We start from the raw sequence: 588 nt of genomic DNA on the forward strand, positions 1-588 counted from the left end.
CTCGATGACCTCGTGGGCGCCTTCCTTCGCCTTCCGGCGGGCCTCCTGGCGGGCCAGGTACTTGGCCATCGGCAGGACCATCAGGAAGTAGACGACGGCCGCGGTGATGACGAAGGTCAGCGTGGCACCGAGCACCGAGCCCCAGGCGATCTGGATGCCTTTCGTCACCGTGCCGTCCTTGGCGACGACGCAAGGTTCCTTCAGGCAGCTGGTGTAGCTGTCGAGGTTCTTGGTGCCGAACGCCCCCACCAGGGGGTTGATGATGCCCTTCACCACGGAGTTGACGATGTTCGTGAAGGCCGCGCCGATGACCACGGCGACGGCCAGGTCGACGACGTTCCCCCGCATCAGGAAGGCCTTGAAGCCCTCCCAGACACTCGGCTCCTTCTTCTCGCTCACCACGAGGCCCCTCCGCGCTGGTTGTGGAACAAATGACTCCGCAACCTACGTCAAGGCCCGCGCCGGCTGTCCAATTGGGTCCCACCAATGTGGGACTTGACGTGCGGCCGGGGGCCGGGCGCCTCACCACAGCGTCACCGCCAGGCGGGAGGTCGCGCCCGCGCCGGCCAGGCGCGCCGCCGTGGAGCG

At 67.5% G+C, this 588-nt stretch carries 1 protein-coding gene; it reads right to left on the bottom strand.

The window, feature by feature from the left end:
• A partial coding sequence (locus tag M8J73_RS10085; protein ID WP_308408341.1) for a large conductance mechanosensitive channel protein MscL occupies positions 1-399 on the bottom strand: 399 nt, incomplete at its 3' end.
• Positions 400-588 lie beyond the last annotated feature (189 nt).

It is taken from the genome of Streptomyces neyagawaensis (assembly GCF_023516595.1).
In the GTDB taxonomy this organism is placed as follows: Bacteria; Actinomycetota; Actinomycetes; order Streptomycetales; family Streptomycetaceae; genus Streptomyces; species Streptomyces neyagawaensis.